General features: G+C 70.4%; 19 protein-coding genes and 3 pseudogenes. 20 read left to right on the top strand and 2 right to left on the bottom strand.

Translation table 11 applies throughout. The features are described from left to right. Positions 1-2 precede the first annotated feature (2 nt). From IPL89_14760 to IPL89_14735, 6 genes and pseudogenes are all read left to right on the top strand, one after another. Positions 3-302, top strand: a pseudogene (locus IPL89_14760) (ATP-binding cassette domain-containing protein). A 6-nt stretch (positions 303-308) separates the two neighbouring features. Continuing rightward, a pseudogene (locus IPL89_14755) lies at positions 309-1500 on the top strand (ABC transporter ATP-binding protein). Positions 1501-1510: 10 nt separating this feature from the next. Next, the gene (locus IPL89_14750) at positions 1511-2626 is read left to right on the top strand and encodes an ABC transporter permease (GenBank protein MBK9064431.1); all 1116 of its coding nucleotides are present in this window, start codon (positions 1511-1513) and stop codon (positions 2624-2626) included. Between the two features lie 39 nt (positions 2627-2665). Further along, positions 2666-2911, top strand: coding sequence for a hypothetical protein (locus IPL89_14745; protein ID MBK9064430.1), 246 nt, complete (start codon positions 2666-2668; stop codon positions 2909-2911). A 236-nt stretch (positions 2912-3147) separates the two neighbouring features. Then, a complete protein-coding gene (locus tag IPL89_14740) occupies positions 3148-3381 on the top strand; it encodes a hypothetical protein (GenBank protein MBK9064429.1) in 234 nt (77 codons plus the stop codon). Then, positions 3378-4040: a hemolysin III family protein gene (locus IPL89_14735; GenBank protein ID MBK9064428.1), complete on the top strand. Its 663-nt coding sequence runs from the start codon at positions 3378-3380 to the stop codon at positions 4038-4040. The genes IPL89_14740 and IPL89_14735 overlap by 4 nt, the downstream gene beginning before the upstream one ends. Before the next feature lie 46 nt (positions 4041-4086). Here the strand turns inward: IPL89_14735 and IPL89_14730 are convergent, their stop codons facing one another. Further along, on the bottom strand, positions 4087-4785 hold the full coding sequence (locus tag IPL89_14730) for a hemerythrin domain-containing protein (protein ID MBK9064427.1): 699 nt from the start codon (positions 4783-4785) through the stop codon (positions 4087-4089). 34 nt (positions 4786-4819) lie between these two features. On the opposite strand from IPL89_14730, the gene moaA reads away from it, so the two are divergent. The 14 genes and pseudogenes from moaA to IPL89_14660 all read left to right on the top strand — a co-directional run bounded on the left by moaA (position 4820) and on the right by IPL89_14660 (position 22829). Next, a complete protein-coding gene (gene moaA, locus IPL89_14725) occupies positions 4820-5950 on the top strand; it encodes a GTP 3',8-cyclase MoaA (protein ID MBK9064426.1) in 1131 nt (376 codons plus the stop codon). Next, positions 5947-7269, top strand: coding sequence for a PAS domain-containing protein (locus IPL89_14720; GenBank protein ID MBK9064425.1), 1323 nt, complete (start codon positions 5947-5949; stop codon positions 7267-7269). The genes moaA and IPL89_14720 overlap by 4 nt, the downstream gene beginning before the upstream one ends. Then, a complete protein-coding gene (locus IPL89_14715) occupies positions 7266-8639 on the top strand; it encodes a sigma-54-dependent Fis family transcriptional regulator (GenBank protein ID MBK9064424.1) in 1374 nt (457 codons plus the stop codon). Before IPL89_14720 ends, IPL89_14715 begins: the two co-directional genes overlap by 4 nt. 173 nt (positions 8640-8812) lie before the next feature. After that, positions 8813-9706 (top strand): cytochrome c, encoded by an 894-nt coding sequence (locus IPL89_14710; GenBank protein ID MBK9064423.1) that lies wholly within the window; start codon positions 8813-8815, stop codon positions 9704-9706. 1 nt (position 9707) lies between these two features. Then, positions 9708-11657: pseudogene (locus tag IPL89_14705) on the top strand (molybdopterin-dependent oxidoreductase). A gap of 52 nt (positions 11658-11709) precedes the next feature. Then, entirely contained in the window at positions 11710-13311 is a 1602-nt protein-coding gene (locus IPL89_14700; protein ID MBK9064422.1) for a nitrate reductase subunit alpha, read from the top strand. A gap of 10 nt (positions 13312-13321) precedes the next feature. Beyond that, complete coding sequence (gene narH / locus IPL89_14695; GenBank protein ID MBK9064421.1) at positions 13322-14815, top strand: nitrate reductase subunit beta; 1494 nt, start codon at positions 13322-13324, stop codon at positions 14813-14815. Further along, positions 14812-15414, top strand: coding sequence for a hypothetical protein (locus IPL89_14690; protein ID MBK9064420.1), 603 nt, complete (start codon positions 14812-14814; stop codon positions 15412-15414). The genes narH and IPL89_14690 overlap by 4 nt, the downstream gene beginning before the upstream one ends. Continuing rightward, entirely contained in the window at positions 15407-16090 is a 684-nt protein-coding gene (gene narI, locus IPL89_14685) for a respiratory nitrate reductase subunit gamma (GenBank protein MBK9064419.1), read from the top strand. The genes IPL89_14690 and narI overlap by 8 nt, the downstream gene beginning before the upstream one ends. 10 nt (positions 16091-16100) lie before the next feature. Beyond that, positions 16101-17720 (top strand): cytochrome c3 family protein, encoded by a 1620-nt coding sequence (locus IPL89_14680; protein ID MBK9064418.1) that lies wholly within the window; start codon positions 16101-16103, stop codon positions 17718-17720. A gap of 8 nt (positions 17721-17728) precedes the next feature. Continuing rightward, the gene (locus IPL89_14675; GenBank protein ID MBK9064417.1) at positions 17729-19612 is read left to right on the top strand and encodes a hypothetical protein; all 1884 of its coding nucleotides are present in this window, start codon (positions 17729-17731) and stop codon (positions 19610-19612) included. Positions 19613-20312: 700 nt separating this feature from the next. Beyond that, complete coding sequence (gene nrfD, locus IPL89_14670) at positions 20313-21680, top strand: polysulfide reductase NrfD (protein ID MBK9064416.1); 1368 nt, start codon at positions 20313-20315, stop codon at positions 21678-21680. Continuing rightward, positions 21667-22239 carry a DUF3341 domain-containing protein gene (locus IPL89_14665; protein ID MBK9064415.1) on the top strand — a complete coding sequence of 191 codons (573 nt, stop codon included), beginning with the start codon at positions 21667-21669 and terminating at the stop codon, positions 22237-22239. Before nrfD ends, IPL89_14665 begins: the two co-directional genes overlap by 14 nt. Before the next feature lie 98 nt (positions 22240-22337). Continuing rightward, positions 22338-22829, top strand: a complete 492-nt coding sequence (locus IPL89_14660) for a cytochrome c (protein MBK9064414.1) — start codon at positions 22338-22340, stop codon at positions 22827-22829. 1118 nt (positions 22830-23947) lie between these two features. Here the strand turns inward: IPL89_14660 and IPL89_14655 are convergent. Continuing rightward, positions 23948-24619: a methyltransferase domain-containing protein gene (locus IPL89_14655; GenBank protein ID MBK9064413.1), complete on the bottom strand. Its 672-nt coding sequence runs from the start codon at positions 24617-24619 to the stop codon at positions 23948-23950. Positions 24620-24715: the final 96 nt, after the last annotated feature.

The raw sequence follows: 24715 nt of genomic DNA, 5'->3' as shown, positions 1-24715 counted from the left end.
CCTCACCGTCGACGAGAACCTCGACCTGCGCGCCCGGCTCTACTCCGTGCCGCCCGCCGAGGCCCGCGCGCGCGCGGGACCTCCTCGCCCGCGTCGGACTCGACCGCTTCGGCTCGCGCCTCGCGGGCGCGCTCTCGGGCGGCATGAAGCAGAAGCTCGCGCTCGTCGCGGCGCTGCTGACGCGCCCGGCGCTCCTCCTCCTCGACGAACCGACGACCGGCGTCGACCCCGTCTCGCGCCGCGAGTTCTGGCACGTCCTGAACGCGCTCCACCACGAGGGCCTCACGATCGTCGTCTCGACGCCCTACATGGACGAGGCCGAGTACGCCACCCGCCTCGCGTTTCTCGACGAGGGGCGCATCGTGGCCACCGGGACGCGCGAAGAGATCCTCGCGGCCTGTCCGACCGACGGCAGCCGCACCGGAGGGCCGACGCTCGACGACGCCTTCGTCTTCTTCAGCGAAGAGAAAGAGACGAAGGAAACCAGGGACTTCTTAGAAGGTAAAGAGGGCGAGGGTTCTTCACTTTCTAAGAAATCTTCTCTTCTTTCTTCCTCTTTTCCCGAGATTCTCCTCCGCTGCAACAACCTCACGCGAAGGTTCGGGAAGTTCACGGCGGTGGACGACGTGTCGCTCGAGATCCCGCGCGGGAAAGTGTTCGGATTCCTCGGCCCGAACGGCTCCGGCAAGTCCACGACGATCCGGATGCTCACGGGACTCCTCCACCCGACGTCCGGCAGGGCGACGGCCTTCGGCGGCCTCGACGTCGTGAAAGACACCGAGGAGTGGAAGAAGCGCCTCGGCTACATGAGCCAGAAGTTCTCGCTCTACCTCGACCTCACGGTGAAGGAAAACCTCGAGTTCTTCGGCACGATCTACGGCCTCTCCCGCTCCCGGCTCGCCGAGCGCATCGGCGCGCTCGCCGCGCGCCTGCGCTTCGAGTCGATCCTCGGCGAGCTGACCGAGAACCTCTCGACGGGCCAGCGGCAGCGCGTCGCGCTCGCCGCGGCGCTCCTCCACGAGCCCGAGCTCCTGTTCCTCGACGAGCCGACCGGGGGGCGTCGACCCGAAGGGCCGGCGTCTCTTCTGGGACCTGATCTACGAGCTCGCGGCAGCGCGCGGGATGACGGTGCTCGTCACGACGCACTACATGGACGAGGCCGAGCAGTGCGACGGGCTCGCCTTCATCCTCGACGGCAGGATCATCGCGTCGGGCAGCCCGGCCGAGCTGAAGGCGTCCCTCGGCGGCCGCCTCCTCGAGGTGCCGCTCGCCTCCGAGCCGTTCGCGGCGCTCGCGTCCGTGCAGGGCGACCCGAGCCTCGAGGACGCCTACCTCTTCGGCCTGCGCCTGAGAGCCGTCGCGCACGCGGGCGCCGCCGACGCCGCCGGGCGGCTCCTCTCCCGGTACGGGACGCCGGCCGCCGCCGCGCCGTCCCTCGAAGACGTGTTCGTGTCGCTGGCCCGGAGCGCCGCCCGGCCGGGCGCCGCGGTGGCGGCCTGACGGAGGAACGATGCAGCGCCTTCTCGCCCTCGTCCGCAAGGAGTTCCTCCAGCTGCGCCGGGACACGATCACGCTGCGCATGATCGTGATGGTGCCGATCCTCCAGACGATGATCTTCGGCTACGCGATCAATTACGACGTCAAGCACCTGAAGACGGTCGTCCTCGACGAGGACCGGTCCTACGACAGCCGCGAGCTCGTCGCCAAGATGACGGCGAGCGAGTACTTCGACGTCGTGAAATACGTCGGCTCCGAGGCCGCGCTGCGCCACGAGATCGACGCCGGCCACGCCTCGGTCGGCCTCGTGATCGACCACGACTTCGGCAAGGACCGGCGCCGCGGTGCTTCCGCGAAGGCCCTCCTCGTCGTGAACGCCTCGGACACGACGACCGCGAGCCAGGCCATGGCGATCGCGGGCGGCATCTCGAACCAGATGTCCATCCGGACTCTGGCGGCAAGGGCCGGCTGGAAGGAGTCCGGGCCGCCCATCGACCTGCGCGTGAGGCCCTGGTACAACCCCGACCTCCGCACGGCCACGTTCATCATCCCGGGCCTCATCGCGATCCTGCTCACGTTCACGCTCATCCAGTTCACGGCGATGGCGATCGTCCGCGAGCGCGAGCGCGGGACGCTCGAGCAGCTGCAGGTGACGCCCGTGACGCGCGTCGAGCTCATCCTCGGGAAGATCGCGCCGTTCGTCGTGATCGGCGTCTTCCAGCTCACGCTCATCATCGTCCTGATGCGCTTCCTGTTCCAGGTGCCGATCGCGGGCAGCGTCTTCGAGCTCTACCTCGTCGGGCTCATGTTCATCGCGGCGGTCCTCGGGCTCGGGATGCTTCTCTCGACGCTCGCGAAGACGCAGATGCAGGCGATGCAGATGTCGTTCTTCTTCCTCCTGCCGTTCGTCTTCCTGTCGGGCTACGTCTTCCCGATCGACGGCATGCCGAAGTTCTTCCAGTACGTCACGTACGCGATCCCGGCGAAGTACTTCATCCAGGTCGTCCGCGGCATCGTCCTGCGCGGCGCGGGCCTGACGGAGCTGTGGGAGCCCGTCGCCTGGCTGACCTTCTACACGCTCGCGATCATCGGCCTCGCCGTCTCGCGCTTCCACAAGACGACGGCGTAGGGCTGGATTTCCTTCGGCGAGAGGACTAACGTTTCCCTCGTGCTCGACGAAGAGGTCCGCTACTTCGAGGAACACTTGAAGGATCTCCTTGCGAGGTCCATGGGAAAGTTCGCCGTCGTGAAGGGTTCCCGCCTCGTCGGGACCTTTGACACGCAGGAAGAAGCTCTCGAAGCGGGCGCTCGCGCCTTCGGGCTCGAGTCCTTCCTCGTTCGTCGCGTCGAGGAAACGCCGGTTGCCGCCTACGTCCCGGCCTTGACGCTGGGCCTCCTCCGTGCCGGTTCTTAACATTCAGTTCGGAGGCCAGGGGAAGAGGGTGGATGGTTTCGCCCTCGACCTACCCCCTGCCTTCGCGCTTGCGCAGCGCGGACCATGTGTTCAGGTTCTTCTCGGAGTCGCGCAACCGATCGCACGCCAGCTTCTCCAACAGGGTAAGACGCTGCCGCAACCGGTCTCGGGCCTCGCCCTCATAGACACCGGGGCCAGCACGACTTGTATCGACGAGGAGGCCGAGGAACCTTGGCTTGCCCGTTACGAACGTCGTGACGGTCGCATCCGCTTCACATTCGGCGGCGCAGGGGAACGTCTACCCGGCACAGATCGAAGTGATCGGTCTTCCGATCGCGATCAACGCACTGAACTCGATCGGCGCCCCTCTCGCTGCGCAAGGCCTCATCGCCCTGCTGGGCCGGGACGTACTCCAGCACTGCACCGTCTTTTTCAACGGCCCGGCTGGCTCCATCTCCTTCGCTTTATGACCTCGACTTCTCCGGACCGCCCCACCGCCAAGCCCCTCCTCCGCGGCGTTCTCCACGAAGTCGCCGCGTTCGTCGCGGCCGTCGCGGGGGCGATTCTCTTTTTCCGCGCCTCCGGGGCGCGCGCCCGCGCGGGCGCGCTCGTCTACGTGTTTTCCCTCGTCACCCTGCTGTCCGTCAGCGCGGCGTACCACCGCCGGAACTGGCCGGAGAAGGCCCGCGCGATCTGGCGGCGGCTGGACCACTCCGCGATCTTTCTCCTGATCGCAGGGACGTACACGCCCCTCAGCTTTCTCCTCGGCAGCCGCCTCGGCTGGATCTTCCTCGGCATCGTCTGGGGAGGGGCGCTCCTCGGAATCGTGATGTCCGTCGCGTGGGTGAAGGCGCCGAAGGCGCTCGTCGCCGTCGTCTGCGTCCTCCTCGGCTGGGCCGCCGTGCCGCTCCTGCCGGCGCTCAAGGCCGCGCTCGGGACCGGCGCCGTCGTGCTCCTCGCCGCGGGCGGCGTCGTCTACAGCCTCGGCGCGGTCGTCTACGCGATCAAGCGGCCCGACCCGTTCCCGCAGGTCTTCGGCTACCACGAGATCTTCCACGCGCTCGTGATCGCAGCGGCCGTCTGCCACTTCGCGGTCGTCGCGCGGGCGGTCGTGGCGCTGTCGGCCTGAAGTCCGGGCCTACACGTCCGTCCCGCGGACGGGGCCGGGCTTCCCTCTATCGCTCCTCGTACGCCTGGATGGCGGCCACCAGCTCGTCCGAGCCCGCACCGGAGAGAGCCCGGTCGGCCATCGGATACAGGATTCCTTCTTCCTTTTCGTTGTGGGGCCCGAGAGCGGCGTGGAGACGCCCGCGCAGGGACGCGGCGTCAGCCGACGGATCACCGATGGAGTCGCGCAGCAGCTGGACGGCCGCTCGGATCTCGAGGTGCTCAGCGCGCATGACCGCCGTCGGCCCTGCGTGGCGCGGGAAGCCGGCGGCCGATTCGACGGCCGGGAAGAGGATGTCTTCCTCGAACCCTATGTGCCGGAAGAGTCCTCGGGCAAACCGCTCGAAAAGCACACGCGCGCTCTCGAAGTCGCCCGCCGCCCTCGCGGCGAACGCGCCCTGCTCGAACGCGTCGATCCGGTCGTGGTCCCAGCTCAGCGCCTCGAAGACGCCTCGCCTCGACCCCGGGGCGGCATCCCGTCTCGCGACGTCGACCCGCAAGGCGTCGCCGTCCGCTTCGGGGCTCCACTCGAACAGGCCCTTTCGCTCGGCGGTGAGCGTCGCGAGGAACGCGCGCGCCGATGCAGGGCTCAGGCGCAGCGTGAGCGTCTCGCCCGTTGCGAGGGCGTCCACGAGGGCCAGAACATCGGCCGGGCGGGGCGTCGTGCCGGTCGGGTCGTGCGCGGGAGGGGCGAGGGGACTCGTCATGGGCGAACTCTGATCCCGGACCCAGCATCCCGCTATGACGGCCGTCATAGGAGACCGCACCTCGGGACCCTACCGTTCGGGGATGGAGCCCTCCGCGGCGCCGCTTCCGGCCGCAGCCGGCTGTTCCCGCCCCGGGGAACGGCGGACCGAACGACTCGGTCCGACCCTGGCCGCCGGGCTCACGGATCCCATCGGCCGGCGCATCACGTATCTCAGGCTCTCGATCCTCGAGAGCTGCAATCTCCGCTGCACCTACTGCCGGCCCGCAGGAGAGGCCGGAGTCGCCGCGCTCGCACCCAGGATGGAGACGAAGGAGATCGTCCGCCTCGCGGCGCTGTTCGTCTCGCTCGGCGTGCGAAAGGTCCGGCTCACCGGGGGCGAGCCGACGCTCCATCCCGGCCTCGTGCCGATCGTCCGCGCGCTCGCTGCGCTCGCTCCTCATCCGCCGCTCGTCGCCCTCACGACGAACGGCGTGCTGCTGCCGCGCCTCGCCCGCCCCCTCGCGGAGGCAGGCGTCGCCCAGGTGAACGTGAGCCTCGACGCGACGAACCGAGAGACGTTCCGTGCCCTCACGGGGCGGGACCGGCTCGACGCCGTGAGAGCCGGGATCGACGCGGCCCTCGCGAGCGGCATCGCGCGTGTGAAGATCAATGCCGTGATCCTCGGAGGCCTGAACGAGAGCGAGATCCTGCCCCTCGCGCTCCTGGCCCGCGACCTCCCCGTCGACGTGCGCTTCATCGAGTACATGCCGATGCCCGGCGGCCCGGAGCGACCCGGGAGGACGCTCGCGGCGGACGAGATCGAGCGCCGCCTCAAGCTCCACTTCGCGCTCGAGGAGATCCTGAAAGAAGCGGACGCGGGCCCGGCACGCACGTTTTCCGTCGGCGGGTTCCGCGGCCGAATCGGCCTCATCTCCCCGTTCTCGGTGCGTTTCTGCAGCGATTGCAACCGGCTTCGGGTCACGGCCCGGGGAGCGCTCCGCCTGTGCCTTCTCGGCGGGGGCGAGGCGGACCTTCTCGGACCCATTCGCCGGGGCGCCTCCGACGAGGAGCTCGCGGCGCTCGTCCGGCAGGCCCTTTGCGGAAAGGCGGAGCGGCATCCATTCGAGAGCGCGAGCGACGCAGCTCCCCCGAGCGCGACTCCGATGTGGGCGGTGGGGGGATGAGCGCCACACGGGACCTGCGGCTCTCCGCGGGCGCGGCAGCCGCCACCGTCCTTTTCCTTTTCCTCGCCTTCGAAGGGATCGAACAGTCCTTCGTCAGGACGGAGGGGGCGCGGCGCGCCGTGCACTACGCCCGCGGCATCTCGGCGAGCCTCCTGACGGCGGCCGTCGTGGGCCTCCTCGGCTATCGCCAGCACCGGGCGAGAGCCCGCGTCCTCCGCGAGGAGGCCGCGGCGCGCGCCGCCGAGTCCCGCGACGCGCGGGCGCTCCTCGGCTTCATCGCGGACGCGACGCCCGCCGCGCTCGTCGTCCTCGACCCGGAGTACCGCGTCGTGCGCGCCAACCGTGTCGCCGAGAGAGTCCATGGCGCCGGCCTCGAGGGGCGCCCCTGCCATGAAGCCCTCGCGGCCTGTGCGACGCACTGCGACGAGTGCCCCGCGGCCGTGAGTTTCGCCACGGGCGCCGCGGAGACGTGCATGCGCCCTCACACCGACCCGCGGACGGGCGAGGTTCTCGCGGTGGAAAGCCATGCGCTCGAACTCCCGGGCGGCCGCCGCCACGTCCTCCTCGTCGAGCGGGTCGTCACCGAGCAACGCAAGCTCCAGGCCCGACTCATTCACCAGGAGAAGATGGCGGCGTTCGGTCTCCTGGCCGCCGGCATCGCGCACGACCTCGGCAACCCGATCGCGTCGATCGAATCGCAGATGCAACTCCTCGGCGGCACGCGCCTCGAAGAGGAGCCGGCGGCGATCATGACGGCCGTGCGGCAGGAGGTCGGGCGCCTCGGGCGGATCCTCCGCGAGCTCGTCGACTTCGCCCGCCGCCGCCGGGACGAGGCGAGCCTCGTCTCCGTCCAGTCCGTGACCGAGGATGCCCTGCGCCTCCTCCGGCATGACCCCCGCGCGCGGGACGTCCGCGTCGCGACCGACTTCGACCTCGAGACCCCGCCCGTGCTCATGGTCGAGGATCACCTCATGCAGGTCGTCCTGAATCTCCTGTTGAACGCCTTCGATGCGATGCCGGGCGGCGGAGCGCTCCGCATCGAGGTGCGGCCGGCGGGGCACGGCGTCGCGCTGCGGGTTCACGACACCGGATCCGGCATGGACCGGACGACTCTCGGGCGCTGCTTCGAGCCGCTCTTCACGACGAAGGCGCCGGGCAAGGGGACGGGACTCGGCCTCAGCATTTCCCGTGACATCGTCCACGAGGCCGGTGGCGAGCTCGAGCTTCACAGCACGGCCGGCCAGGGCACGACGGCCGTCGTCTCGCTTCCAGCCGCGCGCCTCGAGGCGGCGGTGCGCGCGCCGGGTGCCGCGTCGTGAGCGCGCCGACCGGGCGCGTCCTGATCGTCGAGGACGAGCGCGCCCAGCGCGACGCCCTCGTGCAGTACCTCGCCCGGCACGGACACTCCGTCGAAAGCGTCGCGACGGGCGAGGAAGCCCTCGAGCGCCTCGCGAAGGAGAGTTTCGCGCTTCTCGTCACGGACCTCCGTCTCCCCGGGATCGACGGCCTCGCCGTCGTCCGGCGCGCCGTGGAGCTCGACGAGGAGATGGGCGTCCTCCTGATCACCGCCTTCGCGTCGGTCGAGTCGGCGGTCGAGGCGCTGCGCCTCGGCGCGCACGACTACCTCCTGAAGCCCCTCATCTTCGAAGAGGTCGCCCGGAAGGCGGCGAACCTGCTCGCGCAGCGCAGGCTCGTCCGGGAGAACGCGCGTCTCAGGCGGATGCTCCAGGAGCAGCGTCCCGGGACGGAGATCGTCGCCACCTCGGCGGCCATGCAGGACGTCCTCGCCTGGGTGCGCCGGGCTGCAACCTCGCGCTCGACGGTTCTCGTGAGCGGCGAGACCGGAACGGGCAAGGAGATCGTCGCGCGCGCCATCCACGAGGCGAGCGCCTCGCACGCAGAGCCGTTCCTCGCGATCAACCTCGCGGCGGTCCCCGACACGCTCGTCGAGAGCGAGCTCTTCGGATACGAGCGGGGCGCGTTCACGGGGGCCGAGCGCCGGCGCGAGGGGCTTCTCCGCGCGGCGGGAAAGGGAACCGTCTTCCTCGACGAGATCGCGGAGCTCTCCCCCTCCGGGCAGGCCAAGCTCCTGCGCGCCATCGAGGCGCGGGAGGTGCAGCCGCTCGGGAGCGACCGCACGTTCCCGTTCGAGGCGCGCCTCGTCGCGGCGACCCACAGACGCCTCACCGACCTCGTCGAAGCGGGCTCGTTCCGGGAAGACCTCTACTACCGGCTCGCGGTGCTCCAGATCCACGTCCCGCCCCTGAGAGAAAGACCCGAGGACGTCCCCGGCCTCGTCCAGAAGCTCCTCGCGCGACACGCCGAGCGGGGCGGGGTCCCCGTCCCCGTCGTGACCGCGGACGCGATGCGCGCTCTCTGCCGGTTCCCGTGGCGGGGGAACGTCCGCGAGCTCGCAAACGTCCTCGACCGCGCGCTCATCCTCGCGGACGAGGGCCGGATCGACGCCGAGCAGATTCCGGCCGACGTGCGCAACGCGGGCGGGCCCGACCTCGACCTCACCGCGGCGATCGACCGCTTCGAGCGCGGCTACATCGCGATGGCGCTGCGCCTGTCGGGGGGAAACCGCGAGAAGGCCGCCGAAGACCTCGGCATCTCGCCGGCGACGCTGTACCGGCGCCTCGAGCGGCTCGGCCTCAAGGGTACGGAGCCGGGCCGCTCTCGCGGCTGAGCCGGACCTCACGACTCTCAGTCCTGAGCGTCCCGGGGTCCCATTTTCTCAGGAATGAGAGCGCCCGTGCCCGCTGAGCGAGCCCCGCGCGAGGTTCGGCCGTGGTACGCAGCTTGCGCTCTCCTTGGCCTCGGCCCGGCGAGAAACGCCGGGGCCGAGAGGAAGGGAAACGCGTGAGACGAGCGGTCCTCTGGATCTTTCCTCCGCTTCTTCTCTCGACCCCGCTCGCCGCGCAGGCGCCGGCCGGGGCGGCGGTACAGGTCCCGGCGCAGGCGCCGGCAACGGCAACGGCGCAGTCCCCGGCCGAGGACCTCTTCGCCCGCAAGTGCGGTTCCTGCCACACGGTAGGAAAGGGCGTCCGCGTCGGACCCGACCTCAAGGACGTCGCGAAGAGGCGGGGCCGGGCGTGGCTCGACTCGTTCGTGAAAACGCCGAGCACATTCCTCGATAGCGACGCCGACGCGCGGAACCTCCTCGCCGAGTTCAAAGGCGTGAGGATGCCCGATCTCGGACTGAACGACGGCGACGTCAAGGCGCTCGTCGACCTCGTGATCCGCTGCTCGGTGGAGCCCTGCAACCTGGCGGGCAAGTTCGTCCCCGCGACGAGCGCCACCGAGCGCGACATGGCCCTGGGCCGCGAGGTCTTCCTCGGATTGACGCCAATGAAGGCAGGCGGCGCGCCGTGCGTGTCCTGCCACACGGTGCGGGGAGCGAAGAGCCTGCTCGGCGGAGGACGCCTCGCAAAGGACCTCACGAACGTCTTTGCGCGGCTCGGGGACGAAGGGCTCGACAACGCCCTCAAGAGCCCCGCGTTTCCGCTCATGAACAAGGTCTTCGCCGACCACCCGATCGACGCCGGCGAAGCGTTCACGCTGCGGGCGTTTCTCTACAAGGCGAACCTCGGCGGCGAGCCGGCGCGGGACGACGCGTGGAGCGTCTTCCTCGCCGGCAGCCTCGGGGCTTTCGGCGTCCTCGTCGGGCTCAACGCCGCGTGGGGCCGCCGGCTGCGCGGCGTGAGGGAGCCGCTCACACACCCCCGCGAGGACGGAAAGGAACACCGGCCGTGAAGTGGATCAAGGACCTCGTCAGCCCGAAGACCCGCTCGTGGGAAGAGTTCTACCGGAACCGCTGGCAGCACGACAAGGTCGTCCGCTCGACGCACGGCGTGAACTGCACCGGCGGCTGCTCCTGGAACATCTACGTCAAGGAAGGGATCGTCACCTGGGAGATGCAGGCGCTCGACTACCCCCTCCTCGACCGCTCGCTCCCGCCGTACGAGCCGCGCGGCTGCCAGCGCGGGATCTCGTACTCCTGGTACCTCTACTCGCCGATCCGCGTGAAGTACCCGTACATCCGCGGCGCGCTCCTGGACCTGTGGGCCGAGGCGCGGAAGAAGCACCAGGACCCGGTCGACGCGTGGGCGTCGCTCCAGTCGGACCCCGAGACGAGAAGCCGCTACCAGCGCGCGCGCGGCAAGGGCGGCTTCCGGCGCGCCACGCTCGACGAGGCGATGGAAATCATCGCGGCCGCCAACGTTCACACGGCCCGGACGTACGGGCCCGACCGCGTCGTCGGTTTCTCCCCGATCCCGGCGATGTCCCAGCTCTCCTACGCGGCCGGCTCGCGGTTTCTCCAGCTCTTCGGGGGCGTGAACCTCTCCTTCTACGACTGGTACTGCGACCTGCCGCCCGCTTCGCCGGAGACCTGGGGCGAGCAGACGGACGTCGCCGAGAGCGCGGACTGGTTCAACTCAAAGATGATCGCGGTGATGGGGTCCAACCCCAACATGACGCGGACCCCGGACTGCCATTTCCTCCCGAGGCGCGGCACAACGGGACGAAGCTCGTCGTCCTCTCGCCGGACTTCTCACAGGTCTCGAAGTACGCGGACCAGTGGATCCCGCTCCACGCGGGACAGGACGGCGCGTTCTGGATGGCCGTCACCCACGTCATCCTGAAGGAGTTCTACGTCGACCGCGACACTCCCGCCTTCCAGGCGTACCTGAAGCAGTACAGCGACTGTCCCTTCCTCGTGGAGCTGACGCCCACGGTCCGCGGCCACCGCGCGGGACGGCTCGTCCACGCGAAGGATCTCGGCGCCTATGCGGACGAGGAGAACGGCGACTGGAAATACGTGGTCCTCGACGCGAACACGGGCCTCCCGAAGATGCCGGGCGGCGCGGTCGGCCACCGCTGGGGCGAGGCCGACGGGAAGTGGAACCTGAAGCTCGAGGACGCGAAGACGGGCGAGGCGATCGACCCGGTCCTGTCCCTCCTCGACCGCAAGGGCGAGGTCCTGCAGGTGGAGTTCGAACAGTACGAAGCCTCGAACGTCGTCCTGCGCGGGGTGCCCTCCGTCACGCTCGAGACGAAGGGCGGGAAAGTCCGCGTCACGACGATCTTCGACCTCCTGATGGCCCGGTACGGCGTGGGCCGCGGCCTGCCGGGCGAGTACCCGCGGGACTACGACGATGCCGATCTCACGTACACGCCCGCGTGGCAGGAGAAGCTGACCGGGATCGACCGGAAGACCGTCGCGAGCTTCGCGCGGGAGTGGGCGAGCACCGCGGAGAAGACGGGCGGAAAGTGCTCGATCATCATCGGCGCCGGCGTCAACCACTGGTACCACAACAACCTGATGTACCGCTCCGGGATCGCGGCGCTCATCCTGACCGGCTGCGTCGGCAAGAACGGCGGCGGGCTGAACCACTACGTCGGGCAGGAGAAGCTCGCGCCCGTCGCCCCGTGGTCGTACCTCGCCTTCGCGCGTGACTGGGCGAGCCCGCCGCGCCTCCAGAACGCCCCGTCGTGGCACTACATGCATTGCGACCAGTGGCGCTACGAGGCGGAGTTCACCGAGTACCAGCCGGTCCCCGACGAGCCGTCGGCGACGACGCTCGCGAAGGGCCACACGGCGGACCTGCAGGTCAAGGCCGTCAAGAACGGCTGGCTCCCGTTCTTCCCGCAGTGGAACGAGAGCTCGCTCGAGGTCGTGAAGAAGGCGCGGTCCGCGGGGCGAAGACGGAAGCCGAGGTCATCCGCCACACCGTCGAGCGGCTCAAGACGGGCGAATGAAGTTCGCCGTGGAGGATCCGGACGCGCCCGAGAACTGGCCGCGCGTCTGGTTCATCTGGCGGGGCAATGCGCTCATGGCGAGCGCGAAGGGGCACGAGTACTTTCTGAAGCACTACCTCGGCACGCACACGAACCTGATCGCGAAGGAGAAGGCGCAGGGGAAGGTGAACGACGTCGTGTGGCGCGACGCGCCCGAGGGGAAGCTCGACCTCGTCGTGGACATCAACTTCCGGATGGACACCTCGGCGCTCTACTCGGACATCGTCCTGCCGGCCGCGACCTGGTACGAAAAGGACGACCTCAACTCCACGGACATGCACTCCTTCATTCACCCGCTCTCGGCGGCGGTCCCGCCCGCGTGGGAGTCGCGCTCGGACTGGGACCTCTTCCGCGAAATCGCGGCCAAGACGTCCGAGCTCTCCCTGCGGCACTTTCCGGAGCCCGTCGAGGACCTCGTCATGACGTCGCTCCAGCACGACACGAACGCCGAGATCTCGCAGGTGGAGGTGAGGGACTGGGCGAAGGGCGAGTGCGAGCCCGTGCCGGGCCGCTCCATGGCGCCGATGAAGATCGTGACGCGCGACTACCGGCGCCTCCACGAGCGCTTCACCGCGCTCGGGCCGGCGATGAGGGACGGGATCGGGGCCCACGGCGTGAAGCTGAACGTGGCCGACCAGTACGACGAGCTCGTGAAGACGCGGGCTACGGAGACGGTCGACGGGCAGGCTCTGCCGTCGATCCGCGACGCCCGCCAGGCCGCGGACGCGATCCTCCACCTTGCGCCCGAGACGAACGGCGAGGTCGCGTACGACGGCTACCGTTACCTCGAGAAGAGGACGGGTCTGAAGCTGACGGACCTCGCCGAGGGGGCGCGGGACTCGCGGACGACGTTCAAGGAGCTCCAGGCGCAGCCGCGGCGGATCCTGAACAGCCCGTGCTGGTCGGGGCTCGTCACGGATGGCCGCCCGTACTCGGCCTTCACGACGCAGGTCGAGCGTCTCGTCCCGTGGCGGACGCTCACGGGGCGCCAGCACCTCTACCTCGATCACCCCGGCTACCTCGACTTCGGCGAGCACCTCCCGACGTACAAGCCCGTCCCGCGCATGGCGCAATACGGCGACCTCCGCGAGAGCGTCGACGACGGTCTCCTTCTGAACTACCTGACGCCGCACGGGAAGTGGCACATCCACTCGACGTACTCGGAGAACCACCGGATGCTGACGCTCTCGCGCGGGACCGAGCCGCTCTGGGTCAGCGACCGGGACGCCGAGAAGATCGGGATCGTCGACAACGACTGGGTCGAGATCCACAACGACCACGGCGTCGTCTGCACGCGTGCGATCGTCTCGGCCCGCATTCCCCCCGGGATCTGCATCCAGTACCACGCGCCGGAGCGGACGATCGGCGTCCCGAAGTCGCCGCTCCGCGGCGGGCGGCGCGCGGGCGGCCACAACAGCCTGACCCGGATCCGGCTGAAGCCGGTCCTGATGGTGGGTGGCTACGGACAGTTCACGTACCACTTCAACTACTGGGGCCCGACCGGCGTGAACCGGGACACCGCCGTCCGTGTCCGCAAGATGTCCCGGGTCGAGCTGTAAGGAGAAGACGATGGACGTGCGCGTACAGGTCTCCATGGTCTTCCACCTCGACAAGTGCATCGGCTGCCACACCTGCTCGATCGCCTGCAAGAACATCTGGACGGACCGCAAGGGTGCCGAGTACATGTGGTGGAACAACGTCGAGACGAAGCCGGGGACCGGCTACCCGACGGCGTGGGAAGACCAGGAGAAGTACAAGGGGGGCTGGGAGAAGCACGGGGACAAGCTCGAGGTCCGCGCCGTCGGGAAGGTGCGGGGCGCGATGACGGTCTTCCACAACCCGAACCTCCCGACGATCGACGACTACTACGAGCCGTTCACGTACAGCTACCAGGACCTCTTCGACGCCAAGGAGGGCGCGGACCAGCCGATCGCGAAACCCGTCTCGATGATCACGGGAAAGGAAATGGAGATCGAGGCCGGCCCGAACTGGGACGACGACCTCGGCGGATCGCCCGTCTACGCGGCGCACGACCCGAACCTCGCGCACGTCTCGCCGGAGGAGCGCGCGGCGCTCTTCGAGGTCGAGAAGCTCGTCTTCTTCTACCTCCCCCGGATCTGCAACCACTGCGTCAACCCCACGTGCGTCGCGGCCTGCCCGTCGGGCGCGCTCTACAAGCGGGGTGAGGACGGGATCGTCCTCCTGAGCCAGGAGCGGTGCCGCGCGTGGCGTTTCTGCGTCACGGCGTGCCCGTACAAGAAGACGTACTTCAACTGGGGGACCGGCAAGAGCGAGAAGTGCATCCTCTGCTACCCGCGGCTCGAGACGGGGCAGGCGCCCGCGTGCTTCCACTCGTGCGTCGGACGGATCCGCTACTTCGGGATCGTCCTCTACGACGCGGAGAAGATCGAGTCGACGCTCCAGGCGGCCGACGAGGACCTCGTCGCGGCGCAGCGCCGGATGATCCTCGACCCGAACGACCCCGAGGTGATCGCCGGCGCGAAGAAGAACGGGATCGGCGACGACGTGATCGCCTCCGCTCAGAAGTCCCCCGTCTACAAGTGGGTCGTCGACTGGGGGCTGGCCCTGCCGCTCCACGCCGAGCACCGGACGCTCCCGATGCTCTTCTACGTGCCGCCGCTCCTCCCCGTGATGGCCGCGAACGGCGAGCAGGGCTACGACACGAGGATCGAGGGCGGCTTCTTCGGGGCGATCGAGAAGTACCGCCTGCCGCTGACGTACATGGCGAGCCTCTTCGGGGCCGGAAACGAGGGCGTCGTGCGGTACGCGCTCCGCAAGCAGCTCGCGGTCCGCAACTATCGCCGCGCCGTCACGGTCGGCGACATCCCGCTCGAGGACGCGAAGCGGCTCCTCGCCGAAGCCGACACGACCGTCGAGCAGGCCGAGGCGATCTACTACCTGACGTCGATCGCGCCCGCGGACGACCGCTTCGTGATCCCGCCGATGCACCGCGAGGAGGCGATCGAGATGCTCGACGAGCCGCTCGCGGCGAAGGGCTTCGCCGGGATGGGCATGCGCCAGAAGCCGGAGAGGGGCTCATGAGTCCCGCCGCCGCCGAGACGGTCGACGTCCCCCGCACGCTCGGGCACGTCGCGGCGGCGCTCGCGTACCCGGGCCCTTCTTCCGCGGGGCGCGCGCTCGAAGCCGCCGCGGAGATGGACCGCGTCGATCCGGACATGGCCGCGGCCCTCGGGCGGCTGGCGGGCTGGCTCTCGCAGGCGCCCGCGGGCGCCGCCGAGGAACGCTACTCCGGCCTCTTCGACCTGAGCCCGGTCTGCACGCTGCACGTCGGCTACCACCTCTTCGGCGAGGCGTACCAGCGCGGCGCGCTCCTCGCGGGGCTCGCTGCCGAGATGCGGAAGGCCGGCGTCCCGCAGGAAGGCGATCTCCCGGACTGCCTCCCGGCCGTCCTGCGCCTCCTCGCGGCGCTGCCGCCCGGGGAGGACCGCGAGACGCTCGTCGACGCGCTTCTCCTGCCCGCGCTCACGCGGATGACGGACGCGGTGAAAGACGTCGACAGCCCGTGGGCCGACATCCTGCGCGCGCTCCCGGCCCTCCTCGCGCCGCACGGCGGCGGGGCCGCGCTCCCTCCGCCCGAGCGCGTCACCGACGTGGATCTGGAGGCCGACACCCATGCTTAACGTCCTCCTCTTCGCGGCGTTCCCGTACGTGTCGGTCGTCCTCTTCCTCGTCGTCTCGATCCAGCGCTACCGGCGCGACCCGTTCACCTTCTCGAGCCTCTCCTCGCAGTTCCTCGAGTCGAAGGAGCTGTTCTGGGGCTCCGTGCCGTTCCACCTCGGGATCCTCACTCTTTTCTTCGGGCACCTCGTGGGCTTCCTCTTCCCGCGCGGGATGACGCTCTGGAACCTCGTCCCTCTCCGGCTCTTCGTCCTCGAGTCGACGGCGCTCGCGGCCGCGCTCCTCACGCTCTTCGGCCTCGCGGGGCTGATCCTGCGGCGCGCCGCCACGTCGCGCCTGCACGTCGTGACCTCTCCCACGGACGTCCTCGTCTACACCCTTCTCCTCTTCGAGATCGTGACGGGGCTCTGGGTGGCGATCGCCCTCCGGTGGGGCAGCGCCTGGTACACGCAGACGGTCGTCCCGTATCTCTGGTCCCTCGCGAGGTTCCAGCCCGACATCCAGCGGATGGTCGACCTGAAGCTGCCCGCGCAGATGCACGTCGTCGGGGCCTTCGTCCTCATCGCGGCCTTCAGCTTCACGCGCCTCGTCCACGCGCTCGTCGCGCCAGTCCCGTATCTCTGGCGTCCGAACCAGCTCGTGATCTGGAATCGCGCGCGTGGCGCCGTGAAGCGTTGACGGGAGCGGCATGAAGGGCGTCATGGGTCTCCACCCGGCGTACTTCGCGATGGTGATGGCGACCGGGATCGTCTCGGTGGCGTGCGAGCTCCTCGGCCTCGCCCGCATGGCGGACGCGCTCCTCGCCGTCAACGTCGTGACGTACGTCGTCCTCTGGGTGCTCACGGGGGCTCGGGTCGCCCGCTTCCCGAAGCGCGTCCTCGAGGACCTCGTCGACCACCAGCGCGGGGTCGGTTTCTTCACGATCGTGGCGGGGACGGGCGTCCTCGGCGCGCAGTGCCTTCTCGTGCGCCGCATGCCCGCGGCGGCCATGGGGCTCTTCGTCCTCGCAATCGCCCTGTGGATCGTCCTGACCTACGCCGTCTTTACGGCGTACACCGTGAAGGAGACGAAACCGACTCTCGCCGAGGGGATCAACGGGGGCTGGCTCGTCGCGGTCGTGGCGACGCAGTCGGTCTCCAACCTCGGAGCGCTTCTCGCCCGCAGCCTGCCCGGGCCTCAGGAGGCCCTCCACTTCTTCACGCTCGTCTTCTGGCTGTTCGGCGGGATGCTCTACATCTGGACGATCTCGCTCATCTTCTACCGCTACACCTTCTTCAAGTTCTCGCCGTCGGAGCTGACGCCCCCGTACTGGATCAACATGGGTGCGATGGCGATCTCCACCCTCGCGGGAACGACCCTGATCGCGAATGCCGAGCAATCCGCCCTCCTTTCGCGGATGCTCCCGTTCCTCCTCGGCTTCACGGTTTTCTTCTGGGCGACCGCGACCTGGTGGATCCCGATGCTCGTCATCCTCGCCCTCTGGCGACACGTGTACCGGAAGTTCGAGATGACGTACGACCCGCTCTACTGGGGCGCGGTCTTTCCCCTGGGCATGTACGCCGTCAGCACGCTCCGCCTCGCGCAGGTGCTGGACGCGCCGTTCCTCCTCTCCCTGCCGCGCATTTTCCTGTTCGTCGCGCTCGCCGCATGGGCGCCACGTTTTTCGGTCTTCTGCGGCACCTCTCGCGCGCGGCGAGGCCCGGGGCCCATGCGGCCGCGTGACGCCGCGCGCGGCCGCGGTCTCGCGGCGGCGGCTTCGCTCCTCCTCCTCGCCGCCTGCGAGCCGACGAATCGCGGTTACTCCCCGAACCAGCCCATCGTCTACTCGCACGCGGTCCACGCGGGCGCTCTGCGGATCCCCTGCCTCTACTGCCATTTCGGAGCGGAGCGCGGCCGCTATGCCGGGATCCCGCCGGCGTCGATCTGCATGAACTGCCACGCGCAGGTGCGGAAGGACCACCCCGAGATCCTGAAGGTGAAACTGGCGCTCGCCGAGGGGCGTCCGATCGAGTGGGTGAGGATCCACCGCCTGCCCGATTTCGCGTACTTCAACCACTCGATCCACGTGAGAAAGGGCGTCGCCTGCCAGACCTGCCACGGACCCGTCGAGACGATGGGCCGGGTGACCCAGGAGAGCTCGCTCACGATGGGCTGGTGCATCGAGTGCCACAGGCGAAGCTGGCCGAAGGCCGCCGAGAGCGCCGCCGTCGCCGCCCTGAACCTGCCGCACGAAGAGGCGTTCCCGCCGGGGACCGCCCCGATGACGCGGGCCAACCGTCTGACCGACTGCGACGTGTGCCACCACTGAAAGCAGCCATGAGCCGACAGAAACAGCATCCAGCCCCCTGGATCGAGCCCCGGCGCGCGCTCCCCGCCGGCGCCGCGCCCGACCGCGGCGAGACCCTCGGCCCGCCCGCCACCGCGGCGAGCCGCCGCACGTTCCTGAAGGGTCTCGGCATCGGGGCCGCCGCGTCGCTGTCCGCCTGCCAGCGCTCGCCCGTGCGGCACGCGCTCCCCTACCTCGTCCCGCCGGAAGACGTCACCCCCGGGGTCCCCGTCCACTACGCGTCGACGTGCCTCGCGTGCCCGGCCGCGTGCGGGCTCATGGTGACCGTGCTCGACGGCCGGCCCGTGAAGCTGGAGGGCCACGCGTCCCACCCGCTTTCGAAAGGCGGACTCTGCGCGATCGGCCAGGCGGACGTGCGCGCCCTCTATGACGCCGGGCGCCTCCGCGAACCGACGCTCGAAGGCAAGCCGGTCACCTTCGCCGCGCTCGACACCCGTGTGGCCGAACGTCTCGGCGCCATTCGGAAGGCGGGGCGGAAACTGTACGTTCTCTCGCCAACGCTCGCCAGCCCGACCGCGCGAGAGACCGTCGCGGCCTTCCTCGCGCCGCACGGCGGCACGCTCGTCGAGCACGACGCCGGCGCGGCGCCGGCCTCGGCGGCGCTCGAGGCGTACGAGCTCTTGACCGGCCGGGCGCTCATTCCCGCCCCGGACTTCTTCGCGGCCGATCTCGTCGTCTCCCTCGGGGCCGACTTCCTCGCGACGGGTCCGGAGCCTGTCGCGGCGACGAGCGCGTGGGCGGCCCGCCGGCGAGAGAGCGGGACGCGCGGCGCCCCGCGTCTCTTCCAGGTCGAGGGATCTCTGTCCCTGACGGGCGCGGCGGCCGACGAGAGATGGAGCGCGACCGCCGCCGAGCGGCGCCGACTCGCGCTCTGGATCGCCTCGCGCGTCGCCGAGGCGACGGACGCCACGGCCGTCGCCTCCGCGCTCCGCGCCGTCCCGCCTCCCCCCGCGCCGGCCCGCGCCGCCGCGCTCGCGGCCGAGCTCCTCGCGCACCGCGGGCGCGGACTCCTCCTGAGCGCCTCCGACGACCTCGGCGAGCAGCTTGCGGTCGCGCTCGCAAACCGGCTCCTCGGAAACGAGGAAAGGACGCTGGACGTCCTCCGGCCGTCACTCGTGAGACGCGGCGTCGACCGGGACCTCGCGGCGCTCCTCGCCGACGTCGACTCGGGCGCCGCCGGGGCCGTCGTGATCCTGGACCTTGACCCGGTCGACCAGCTCCCCGGCGGCGAGGGTTCGCCGGGCGCTCGCCGGCCTCCCGCTGTCGGTGGCGATCACCGACCGGCCGACAGCCACCGCGGCCGCCTGCGGCGCCCCGCGCTCGAGGTGGAGCTCGTGGCGCAGGTCGGCCTCGGCGCCGGGCGGAGCGCGCACGTGCCGTGGCTCCGCGAGCTGCCCGACCCGCTCACACGCGTCTCCTGGACCGGTTGCGTGCGCCTCGCTCCGTCGCGTGCCGAGGCGCTCGGCGTGGCGGACGGCGATCACGTGAGGGTGGAGGTGGCGGGACGCTCGGTGACTCTCCCGCGCGGATCCTCCCCGGCCAGGACCCGCGGGTCCTGGGCGTGCCGGTCGGCTTCGGGCGCAAGGACGGCGACGGCGGCGTCGGGCGGAACGCCGGCTACCGCCTCGCCGGGCTCGAGGGGCGGCTGTCGAACGCGGGGCTCGCCGCCACGGCGCGAAGGGCCGGTGGGCGCGAAGCGCTGCCGCTCATGCAGCCTCACGGGACGACGGAGGGGAGACCGGTCGTCTACCAGCTCTCCCGGTTCGACGAGGCGATCGAGAGCGACGAGCACCACAAGGCCGAGAGCCTCTGGCCCGGCCGGCCGCCCACCGTCCCGAAGTGGGAGATGGTGATCGACCTCGACGCCTGCACCGGGTGCAGCGGGTGCGTCGTCGCGTGCCAGGCCGAGAACAACCTGCCGGTCGTCGGCCCGGACGAGATGCGTCAGAACCGGGACATGTACTGGCTGCGGATCGACCGGTACTTCGTGGGAGACGCCGAGAGCCCGGACGTCCTCTTCGAGCCGATGCTCTGCTCGCAGTGCGAGAACGCGCCGTGCGAGACCGTCTGCCCGGTGGCGGCCACAGTCCACAGCGAGGACGGGCTGAACCAGCAGGTCTACAACCGCTGCGTCGGGACCCGCTACTGCGCGAACAACTGCCCGTACAAGGTGCGGCGCTTCAACTGGTTCGATTACCCGGTCGCCGCACCGGTGGAGAAGCTCGTCCTGAACCCGAACGTCGTCGTGCGCTCGCGCGGCGTGATGGAGAAGTGCACGTTCTGCGTGCAGCGGATCCAGGCGACCCGGATCGCGGCCCGGCGGGACGGCCACGAGGACTGGCGCGGTCTCGGCGGGAAGACGGCCTGCCAGGAGAGCTGCCCCGCGAAGGCGATCACGTTCGGGGACGCCACCGACCCGCGCGGCGAGGTGGCGGCGATGAAGAAGAGCCCCCGCGCCTTCCAGGTGCTGGCGGAGCTCGGCGTGCGGCCCGCCGTCACGTACCTCGCGAAGGTGAGGACGAAAGAGGGCGCGGCGGCGGGGAAGGAGACCGCATGAGCGCCGGCGCCGAGCGTGTCGAGGAGCTCATCCTCGGCAACCCCACCTTCTCGCAGGTGACGAACGAGATCGCGAGCCCGATGGAGCGCCGTCCGGGGCCCGCCTGGTGGGGCGCCTTCCTGACGGCGGCCTCGGTCCTCACGCTGGGGGTGGTCCTGATCGGCTACACCATGTCGACCGGCATCGGGGTCTGGGGTCTCAACCGGACCGTGGGCTGGGGCTACGACATCACCAACTTCGTCTTCTGGGTCGGGATCGGGCACGCCGGGACCCTCATCTCCGCGATCCTCCTCCTCTTCCGGCAGCGCTGGCGCACCTCGATCGCCCGCGCGGCCGAGGGGATGACGATCTTCGCGGTCCTCTGCGCGGCGATCTTCCCGCTCATCCACATGGGCCGTCCCTGGCTCGCGTTCTGGGTCTTCCCGTATCCCAACACGCGCGGGCCGATCTCGGTGAACTTCCGCTCGCCGCTCCTCTGGGACGTCTTCGCGATCTCGACGTACTTCACCGTCTCGCTCCTCTTCTGGTACGTCGGCCTCATCCCCGACCTCGCGACGATGCGGGACCGGAGCACCGGCTGGAGGCGCCGGATCTACGCCTTCCTGGCCCTCGGCTGGGACGGGGGGACGCGGACCTGGCAGCGCTACGAGAAGGCCTGCGTCCTCCTCGCGGGGCTCGCCACGCCGCTCGTCGTCTCGGTCCACACGATCGTCTCGTTCGACTTCGCGACGAGCGTCATCCCGGGCTGGCACACCACGATCTTCCCGCCGTACTTCGTCGCCGGCGCCGTCTTCAGCGGCTTCGCGATGGTGATCACGCTCCTCCTCGTCACGCGGAAGGTGCTCGGCCTCGAGCGCTACATCACGGCGAGCCACTTCGAGAAGATGGCCAGGGTGCTCCTGACGACCGGGATGATCGTCGGTTTCGCCTATGCCACGGAGCTGTGCATCGCCCTCTACAGCGGCAACCGCTACGAGCGCTTCACCTTCGAGAACCGGGCGTTCGGCCCCTACGCGTGGGCCTACTGGACGATGGTCGCCTGCAACGTCCTCGTGCCCCAGGTCTTCTGGTGGGCGCGCGCCCGGCGCTCGGCGCTCGTCCTCTTCGTCGCCGCGTGCCTCGTGAACGTCGGGATGTGGTTCGAGCGGTTCAACATCATCGTGACGTCGCTTCACCGCGACTACCTCCCCTCCTCGTGGAGCTACTACACGCCGACGCTCGTCGAGATGGGGATCCTCCTCGGGAGCTTCGGGCTCTTCTTCACCTGCTTCCTCCTCTTCGTGCGCTTCGCGCCGGTCGTGGCGTTTCACGAGGTGAAGCTGACGCTCGCCGAGCAACGGGAGACCCCCCATGCCGTCCGCTGACCGCGCCGTCGCCTCGCCTCCGGGCTCCCGGAGGCGGATCCACACGCTGGCCTTCGACGACCCCTCGCGGGCCCTCGCCGCCGTCCGGGCGCTGCGGGCCGACGGGTTCGAGGTGGACGACGTCCACACGCCGTACGCGGTGCACGGGATGGACGAGGCGCTCGGGCTGCCCGAGACGCGGCTGGGGCTGGCGACGCTCGCCGGAGGGCTCCTCGGTGCGGGCGTCGCCTTCGGCTTCCAGTTCTGGACGCACGCGGTCGACTGGCCGCTCGTCATCGGCGGGAAGTCGCCGCTCGCGCTGCCGGCCCAGGTCCCGGTCAGCTTCGAGCTGACGATCCTGTTCGCCGCGTTCGCGACGGTGGGGACGTTCCTGGCGCGGCGCCGGCTCTTCCCGCGGATCGCCGTGACGCCGCCGTCGCAGCCGGGTCCGGGCGTCACCGACGACAGGTTCGTCGTCCTCGTCGTCGAGCGCGACGCCGGCTTCCGCCCGGCGCGCCTCCGCGAGCTGGCTCGGGAGCTGGGGCCGGTCGAGACCGTCGAGGGCTGGAGGGTGATGTGACCCGCTCGAAGAGCCGCGGCGCGCCCGCGCCGATCCTGGCCGTCCTGGCCGCCGTCGGCAGCCTGGCCGGCTGCTCCGCCGAGGGGGATCGGCCCGGGATGACGTTCCTTCCTGAGATGGTCGACTCGGGCGTGGTCCACGCGTACGACCGGAACCCGATGAGAGAGAGCGTCCCGTCGCTCTTCCTCCCGCCCGCGGGGACCGTGCCCGTCGAGCGGCTCCCGTTCGAGTACGGCCCGGGGCCCGAGGAGGCGCGGCGGGCGGGGGCGGAGCTTCGCAACCCGTTCGTCGCGGGGCCGGAGTCGCTGGCGCGCGGCAAGCAGGTCTACGACACGGTCTGCACCGTCTGTCACGGTCCGAAGGGCGAGGGGGACGGTCCGATCATCGGCCGGTTCCCGAACCCGCCGAGCCTCCTGGCGCCGCACGCGCAGGGGCTCCCGGACGGGCAGATCGTCCACGTCATCACCCGGGGCCAGGGGATCATGCCGTCCCACGCCGCCCAGGTCCTCCTCGAGGACCGTTGGAAGGCGGTGCTGTACGTGCGGCAGCTCCAGGGGGTCCCGGCGGTCCCGCCGGAGGTGGCGCCATGACCGAACGGACCCTCTCCCGGCTGCTCCGGACCCGGCCGCTCGAGGCGGGCGCCCTCGGCGTCGTCGCCGCCGGGCTCCTCGTGGCCGGAGCGGTCCTGGATCCGCGGCAGGCGTTCGCGGGCCTCCTGACCGCCGCGCTCTTCGGGCTCATGCTCGCGCTCGGCGCGGCCGTCTTCGCCGCGATCCAGGGGGTTTCCGGAGCACGCTGGTGGGCGCCCGTCCGCATGGTCACGGCGTCGGTCGCCGGGACCTTCGCCGTCCCCGCCGTCCTCCTCGGGCCTACGCTCCTCTTCGGGATGCCGACGCTCTACGCCTGGGCGCGCCCGAGGCGGCCTCGAAGCCATCTCCTCGCGGCCAAGGCCGTCTGGCTCAACCGCCCCCTCTTCCTCGCGAGGGCCCTCCTGATCCTGCTCGTCTGGGCCGGGGTCATCGGCCTCCTGCGGGACCGGCTGCGCGCCCTCGGATCGGGAGAGCAGGGCGCGGCCAGGCGCTTCACCCGGACGTCGGTCGCCTTCCTCCTCGTCCTCGGCCCCACGATCTCCGTGGCCTTCTGGGACTGGGTGATGTCTCTCGAGCCGGAGTGGTACAGCACGATGTTCGCGGTCTACGGTTTCGCGGGGACCTTCCTCGGAGGGATCGCGACCGTCACCGCGGTCGCGCTCTTCCTCGACGCCCGCGGTGGGCTGCCTCAGCCGCTGTCGGCCGCGACGCGCCACGACCTCGGCAAGCTCCTGTTCGGCTTCGCCACGTTCTGGGCCTACATCTGGTTCTGCCAGTACCTCCTGATCTGGTACAGCAACATCCCCGAGGAGACCCCGTACTACGCGCTTCGCTTCCAGGGCGGCTGGACGGCGCTCTTCTGGCTCAACCCCGTCGTGAGCTTCCTCGTGCCGTTCGTGGTGCTGCTCGGCGCGAGCGCCAAGAAGCGGCCGGCGGCCCTGGGCCACGCGGCGCTCGTCGTCATCCTCGGGCGGTGGCTCGACGCGTTCGTGATGGTCGCGCCCTCGGCGGGTCCCCTCCCCGCTATCCCGATCTACGCCGTCGCGGCCTCGCTCCTCGTCCTCGCGGGGATGGCGCTCGCCTTCGACCGCCCCCCCGGCACCCAGCACTCGCCCCGCCTATCTCCGGCGGAACGTTCCCTCATAGATGACGGGGCCGCCGCCCCGCGCGGGCGCGGGGCCGGCGCCGGGACGGTTGTACTCGGTAAGCGGGCCTGGCGGATCCTTCTCGAACCCGTGGCGAAGGAGTTCGTCCCGAAGCTCGGCCTCGGTCAGGAAACACTGGGGTTCGCCCGCGAACTGGGTGAACACGAACGGTTCGCCCGGGACCGGCTGGGCGCCGGGGTCGAGCGTCTCCCGCGAGAACGTGAAGAGAAAGAGTCCGGCGCCCGGGTGGGCGACGCGCGCCGCTTCCGCGACCGCGCGGCGGAACTCGGCGGCCGACCGCGCGAGGTTCCAGATCCCGTGCGCGACGACGAAGTCGACGCTTGCGTCACGCACAGGGAGCCGGTCCATTGGCGCACGGACGAAGACCGTCCGGCGACCCACGCCCGCGGCCTCTGCTCGCCGATGCGCCGCCGCCAGCATGGGCCACACGATGTCGGTCCCGACCACGGCAGCCCCCTCCGCCGCCATGGGCACCGCGTTGCGAGCGGCGCCGCAGCCGAGGTCGAGGATGCGCATCCCCGGTCGTCCGGCGAGCTCGGCCCGGGCGAACGCGAGGAGAACCTGGTTCGCGGCGGCCGTGGAGAATCCCTGGACGACCGCGGCGTCCCCCCAGCGGCCGGACACGGTCAGCGGACCCGCGCCGCCGATGCCCGATCCGATGCGGCGCGCGCGTCCAGACTGACGACCCTCGGGAAGAGGACGTTGTTCTCGAGGTGGACG

The organism is Acidobacteriota bacterium, from assembly GCA_016716715.1.
In the GTDB taxonomy this organism is placed as follows: Bacteria; Acidobacteriota; Thermoanaerobaculia; order UBA5066; family UBA5066; genus Fen-183.
Note: the sequence above shows the minus strand (reverse complement) of the source record. Positions and strands in the feature narration are given on the sequence as shown.

Excerpts from the sequence above, each read along its gene's own strand:
- IPL89_14730 (MBK9064427.1), bottom strand. The coding sequence starts at position 4,785 with ATGACGAGTCCCCTCGCCCCTCCCGCGCACGACCCGACCGGCACGACG.
- narH (MBK9064421.1), top strand. The coding sequence starts at position 13,322 with ATGGACGTGCGCGTACAGGTCTCCATGGTCTTCCACCTCGACAAGTGC.
- nrfD (MBK9064416.1), top strand. The coding sequence starts at position 20,313 with ATGAGCGCCGGCGCCGAGCGTGTCGAGGAGCTCATCCTCGGCAACCCC.
- IPL89_14665 (MBK9064415.1), top strand. The coding sequence starts at position 21,667 with ATGCCGTCCGCTGACCGCGCCGTCGCCTCGCCTCCGGGCTCCCGGAGG.
- moaA (MBK9064426.1), top strand. The coding sequence starts at position 4,820 with ATGACGGCCGTCATAGGAGACCGCACCTCGGGACCCTACCGTTCGGGG.
- IPL89_14720 (MBK9064425.1), top strand. The coding sequence starts at position 5,947 with ATGAGCGCCACACGGGACCTGCGGCTCTCCGCGGGCGCGGCAGCCGCC.
- IPL89_14660 (MBK9064414.1), top strand. The coding sequence starts at position 22,338 with ATGACGTTCCTTCCTGAGATGGTCGACTCGGGCGTGGTCCACGCGTAC.
- narI (MBK9064419.1), top strand. The coding sequence starts at position 15,407 with ATGCTTAACGTCCTCCTCTTCGCGGCGTTCCCGTACGTGTCGGTCGTC.
- IPL89_14680 (MBK9064418.1), top strand. The coding sequence starts at position 16,101 with ATGAAGGGCGTCATGGGTCTCCACCCGGCGTACTTCGCGATGGTGATG.
- IPL89_14675 (MBK9064417.1), top strand. The coding sequence starts at position 17,729 with ATGAGCCGACAGAAACAGCATCCAGCCCCCTGGATCGAGCCCCGGCGC.
- IPL89_14750 (MBK9064431.1), top strand. The coding sequence starts at position 1,511 with ATGCAGCGCCTTCTCGCCCTCGTCCGCAAGGAGTTCCTCCAGCTGCGC.
- IPL89_14700 (MBK9064422.1), top strand. The coding sequence starts at position 11,710 with ATGAAGTTCGCCGTGGAGGATCCGGACGCGCCCGAGAACTGGCCGCGC.
- IPL89_14690 (MBK9064420.1), top strand. The coding sequence starts at position 14,812 with ATGAGTCCCGCCGCCGCCGAGACGGTCGACGTCCCCCGCACGCTCGGG.
- IPL89_14735 (MBK9064428.1), top strand. The coding sequence starts at position 3,378 with ATGACCTCGACTTCTCCGGACCGCCCCACCGCCAAGCCCCTCCTCCGC.